This window comes from Cytophagia bacterium CHB2, from assembly GCA_030263535.1.
Lineage (GTDB): Bacteria > Zhuqueibacterota > Zhuqueibacteria > Zhuqueibacterales > Zhuqueibacteraceae > Coneutiohabitans.
Genome location: SZPB01000395.1, coordinates 1 through 5,635 on the forward strand (window position 1 = coordinate 1; position 5,635 = coordinate 5,635).

Annotated in this window: 5 protein-coding genes; all 5 read left to right on the forward strand. The window is 52.1% G+C overall.

The annotated features are described in order from the left end of the window. Positions 1-699 precede the first annotated feature (699 nt). The gene (locus FBQ85_25750; GenBank protein MDL1878537.1) at positions 700-1,557 is read left to right on the forward strand and encodes a hypothetical protein; all 858 of its coding nucleotides are present in this window, start codon (positions 700-702) and stop codon (positions 1,555-1,557) included. A gap of 228 nt (positions 1,558-1,785) precedes the next feature. After that, positions 1,786-3,075, forward strand: a complete 1,290-nt coding sequence (locus FBQ85_25755; protein MDL1878538.1) for a tetratricopeptide repeat protein — start codon at positions 1,786-1,788, stop codon at positions 3,073-3,075. 300 nt (positions 3,076-3,375) lie between these two features. After that, the gene (locus FBQ85_25760; GenBank protein MDL1878539.1) at positions 3,376-4,335 is read left to right on the forward strand and encodes an ABC transporter permease; all 960 of its coding nucleotides are present in this window, start codon (positions 3,376-3,378) and stop codon (positions 4,333-4,335) included. 105 nt (positions 4,336-4,440) lie between these two features. Further along, positions 4,441-5,274, forward strand: coding sequence for an ABC transporter permease (locus FBQ85_25765; protein ID MDL1878540.1), 834 nt, complete (start codon positions 4,441-4,443; stop codon positions 5,272-5,274). Then, positions 5,271-5,635, forward strand: a 365-nt coding sequence (locus FBQ85_25770) for an ABC transporter ATP-binding protein (GenBank protein MDL1878541.1), incomplete at its 3' end; no start/stop codon positions are given. The genes FBQ85_25765 and FBQ85_25770, both read left to right, overlap by 4 nt.

A 5,635-nucleotide genomic window follows, 5' to 3' on the forward strand; every position in this document is an offset into this window, starting at 1 on the left:
GGATTGTCGATTAAATAACTTGCCCAAATCTCAAACCGCGAATGCACGCCAATAAGCGCGAATTTTAAAATTAGCGGATATTCGCGTTTATTGGCGGTTCCCCAAATGAGTAAGTTATTTAAATGGCGTTCCTAAGCACCGGCGCAACATATTGCTTCTGGTTTGACTCGTGCGGCCGCCTTCGACAAACAAGCCGCAGCATGCCCGACAAAACTATTTTTGACAAAGCCAATCCCCGGATGGTTTTGCCAGAAATGGTTTTTGTTTTTAATAAGCAGCGGATCTGGTCTCAAAGACGCGCGTGCAATGAAATATTACACTCTTCCGTGTCAGCGGCCTTACGGTCGTAACAAAACATTCCGATGCAAGAGTCTCATACTCGCGAGCACAGAAGCGCTTTCCAAAACGTATTCGTTAAGCAGTTGTTTTCCCAGGAGGACGCTTATGAACGTTGCCTTAGTGATGCTCCTGGCATACTCCTTGAAGAAGAGTGAGCGGTAAGTTACTCCATTTCGAGTTGTGTTCCGAATATTTGGCTATCCCACCTTTCGTCTTCCCCGAAAACAGGATATTTCGGGACAGTTGTCACGCCATGGGCGGTTTCTTTTTCAACTCTTTTCAAATCACATTGCACAGTAACACAGCACGGCTAAATGATCTAAAGGATAGAGCATTTTATTCAAACTTTCGAGGACCGTTATGAAACGCTTCCGTTTTTTTCGACGACTCTCTTACGCCATCTGTTTGTGCGCCACGGCTCTGTTTGTTGTAAGCTGCAGCGAAGAGCCGGCCTCGGGACCAATTTCTCCCTTGCAGTCAACGCAACAGCAGAAGGCCCGGAGCAACGTGAGGCCATTGCCGCGCAAGGCTGATGAGAGCACTGCGGTGAAATCACTGGCAAAGGGCAGTTACACGGACGAGCAGCTTATTGCGATGATCAACCAGCAGTCTGGGCTCTCGATGAGTGAGCTTGGGTTTATTTTGTTGCGAGAATCGCCGCTGTCTTCTAACGTTCTCATGGCGGTTTTGCAGCGCGATCCCAAGTTGCCTCCCCTTTTTCTCAAAACCGTTTTGCTCGCCAGCACGCCGCTTCCCGTTGCGGTTGCGCAGGCCATTCAGGAAGAAGAACTTCTATCCGGCAGGGATCTGCGCCTCGTGATGGAAGCGCAAGCGGGATTTACCGGCCATTTTCTTGATACCAAGGTCTCCAAATGGATGACTGCCAGTGAGGGCGGTGAGATTTGGCATGGCGGCCATAAGATCGAGTTTCCGCCCGGTGCGCTGATGCAGGATGCGTATGCCTCGATTTCAATCAGCCCCAGCAACTATATTCAAGTAGATTTCGGTCCGGACGGGTGGTTTAATCGCGAAGTAACGGTGGCCATTTCCTACAAGAACGTTGATCTTTCTGGTGTTGATGAGAACGCGCTCACACTGTCCTGGTATGATGAAACGGCGGACCAATGGATCGAGGTGGCGAGCAGGGTTGACACCAGACGGAAGTATATCTTTGCGCAAGTTTGGCACTTCACCCAATACACGATTTCCGTAAAATAACACCAGGGGTCTCTTAACTCGGCATAGGTACATTCGAATTTTCGCTCACAGGGCACACAAGAAGGGCGAAAGAGCTTTTGGTGAAATGCGAAGCAAAGTTAAAGATGTAATATTGCGCCACCTCCTGTAATGAAATGTTATAGACCGTCGCTCAGATTTTATTAAGTTAATGCGATTCAGCGCCAAGATTTCGAGTGGTATGGCTCTTGCGTATATTTCCGACGAGAAATGAACATGAGTAAGCACGTAAAAAAAGAAAATCGGCGTGGCAGTGCGGAGGACTATAAGCCGGTTTTGGCCAAACTCGCAGCGGCGTTGAAACAGGCTGAAGCAAGCGTTGAAGCGGATTCTGACGAATTTGTCGATCTCACCTATAACATGGAAAAGCTGGCGCGAAAATTTCTTTCCCAGGAGAGGACGCAACAAGGCGCCCAGTACTTTAAAACGGCGGTAACCCATTTGAGACAATTTGCCCAAATCAAGCATGATCAGGAGCAAGAACTCAATCTGTGCTATAGCGCCGGTCAAACCTTTGCCCTGCTCGGGTTGGTGGAGGAGGCGACAGAGAGCTACGAGCAATCGCTCAAGCTCAGCAAAGAGCTTCATGACAGCAAATCGCATGCGCGCACACTGCGCCAGCTCGGCAATCTCAAGCTGCGCCAGAGCAAGTGGAAGGAGGCGATTGCTTGCTTCGAGCTTAGTTATAGAATTTCGCAGGAGAATGGCGAGCCGCGGGATGAAGCCTACGCGTTGAACAGTCTGGCTGCCGCCTATTTTCATACCGCGGCGTGGCGTAAAATGGAAACCACCTGCGAACGCACGCTTTCTCTGGCCGAAAAAATGAACGACGATGATTTGACCGCTTGCGTGTGTAACAATCTTGGCGCGTTGTACAATGTTCAAGGCCAATGGGACAAGGCGCTCGCCACGCTGCAAAAAAGTTTGTTGCTGTTTGAACGGCTAGGCGACCGTCGAGGATTAGCAGAAACATATAACAACATGGCAACGGCATATCGTGACAAAGAGTTTTGGCACGAATCCGGAAAGTGTTATGCCAAGGGGCTGGAGTTGGCGCGCGAAGCCAGCGACGTCGTGGTTGAGGCGCAAGTGATCCTCAATCGCGTTGAACTGTATTTGCTCATGCACGATCTGGACATGGCCGAAAAGCAATGCCAAATCGCGTTGCGCACGTTTCATGGACTCGAACACAAATCCGGCGAGGCCGATGCCTGCCGTTTGCTCGGCGTGGTCTATACCAGAAAAGAGAATTGGGGCCTGGCGAAAAAGTATCTCGAAGAAGCATTGCAACTTTTTTCTCATTATGCCAACACGCTGGGTCTGGCCGAAACCCACAAGAGCTACGCCGAGTTTTGGCATGGCAAAGGCAGCGCAAAATCCGAGCGCAAACATTTGCAAAAGGCCCTGGAGTATTACAAGCGCATCAAGGCTCAACGGGAAATCAAAAAACTGGAAAAACTGCTGCGCGAGCTGCAAGCCGCGGACAAGTTCAGAAATTGAGCAGGCCCATTTTTTGGAAATTTTGCTTTAGGCCTCCGGCCCCGCTTCGCCTCAATTTGAAGAGAAAAGCCTCGCCGGCAAAATTGCGGTCTCTTGAAAAGTTCGTGAAGTTTGATTTTTAGGATGGTCTTTTTGCGGGCGAAAACTTGCTGCGGTTGTAAAGGTTTTTTGCGATCAACCTCGCAAGTCTTCGGACAAAGCATGTTCAAAAGCACCGGCGCAAAGCCTTGTGCCGGTGTCTCTCAAACAACGCTTACAATTTTGCTTTGAATTTCAAAAACGAGTCACCCCGGCGCCTCTATGCTCACCCACCTGTTTCGCCGCGCGCTGGAAGCATTGACTGCAATCTGGAGCGTACTCACTCTTACGTTTTTTCTTGTGCACGCGGCGCCCGGCGATCCTATGGACCGCTATCTCTCTCCGCGCATCTCTCCCCAAACCCTCGCACAAATCCGGCAGGAATTCGGCTTTGATCAACCCTTGCCCGTGCAGTATGTCAAATGGCTGCGGCAATGGCTGCGCGGCGATTGGGGCTATTCGTTGACGCAACACCGTCCGGTCGCGCATATTCTCGCAGAAGCAATTCCCGCGACGCTGCAATTGACGCTGCCGGCGCTCGCGTTGAGTTTGATATTGGGCCTTGTACTCGGCGCGGTTGCGGCGTTTTATCGCCGGCGTTGGCCCGATCACGTATTGAACAATGGCTTGTTGGCAGCGTACAGCATGCCCGGCTTTTGGTTCGGCCTCATGCTGATTTTGATATGTGCCGTCAAACTGGGCTGGCTGCCCAATTCCCACGCGGCTTCGTTGTTTATCAATGAAATGGACGCGTGGATGGTTCTGCAGGATCGTCTGCGCCATCTTCTTTTGCCCATGTTGACGCTTGCTTTGCCGGGTGCAGCAATCGCCGGGCGTTATGTGCGTGAAAGTATCATACAAGCGCTGGAATCGAACTTTGTGCTCCTGGCTAAAGCCAAAGGCCTTTCGTCGTGGCAAATCTTGACGCGCCACGCGCTGCCTCATGCTCTTGTTCCACTCATCTCCCTGCTCGGCTTGAGCCTGGCCTTTCTCGTTGGCGGGGCGTTTCTCACCGAAATCATTTTCGCGTGGCCCGGCATGGGGCGCGTTACCGGCGAGGCCATTCTCAGCCGCGATTACCCTGTCATTCTCGCCACCACCGGACTTTCCGCTATCATGATCATTGCCGGTAATTTTATTGCAGACCTGCTCTACCGTTTTGCGGATCCGAGAATAAAATAACTCGCGCCGCGTTGGAAGAGCATCACGGCTGAGCGCAAATTATTATTTACAGCAAAGCCTCGCTGATGCGGTACAAGTTTCTTTGGCTGAATACCCACATTCCTTATGCGTGCTCTTGTCTCCTCGAGAACCTGGCAACGTTTTATGCGGCAAAAACTGGCGGGGCTGGGATTGATTTTGGTATTGGGTTGGGTGGTCGCCGGAAGGTTTGGGACAACCTTGACGTCTCATAATCCCACGTCCGCCAACTTCGAGCAACGCTATCAACCGCCGAGTTGGCGCCATTTCTTGGGTACGGATCAATTCGGCCGTGATATTTTGAGCCGCTTGCTGCTCGGCTCGCGCCTTTCGCTCGACCTGGGATTAGCCGTTACGGTGATGGCTCTGCTCATCGGTACGCTGCTCGGAGTCACGGCCGGATACCTGGGCGGTGCGCTCGACGCACTTATCATGCGCGGCGTCGATACGCTGCTGGCGTTTCCACTTATCTACTTGCTGGTCGCGTGCGTGGCGCTTTTCGGCGCGGACTGGAAAATATTGGTTTTGATAATGAGCTTGACCTCGTGGATGGACCTGGCGAGATTCGTGCGCGCCGAAGTCATGTCGCTGAAAGAACGCGATTTCATCAAAGCGGCACATGTGCTCGGGTTTGGCCGCTGCCGGATTATGTTTCGCCATCTTCTGCCCAATGCGTTGGCCCCAGTCATTGCTTTTGCCGCGTTGCGTCTCGCGGACGTGATTCTGCTCGAAGCAAGCCTGAGTTTTCTCGGGCTGGGAATTCAGCCGCCTGCGGTGAGCTGGGGGAGCATCATCCGCGATGGCCGCGATGTGCTGGCAAGCGCGTGGTGGATAGCAACGTTTCCCGGTTTGGCCCTTTTATTTACGGTCATGGCTTTGAATTGGGTGGCTGAGGGTTTGCGTAAGGCACTGGACGTATGAAGCCGTTGCTGATCATTAACAATCTCGCCGTCCGTTTTGCCTCGTCTGAAAAACCGGAACGGCAAGTCGTCGGCGGTTTCAACTTGGAAGTTTTTCCGGCAGAAACATTGGCGCTCGTGGGTGAATCCGGGTGCGGCAAAACCACTATCGCACGCGCCATTCTGCGCTTGCTTGATGCGCCCGGAAAAATTACGCACGGCAAAATTTTGTATCAAGAAGAGAACATCCTGGCGCTGCCGGAAAAACGTTTGCGCCAAATTCGCTGGAAAGAGATTGGCCTGATCTTTCAAGAGCCGGCTTCTGCGCTCAATCCGTTGCGCCGCGCCGGCAGCCAAGTTACGGAGGCGCTGCGCTTTCATTT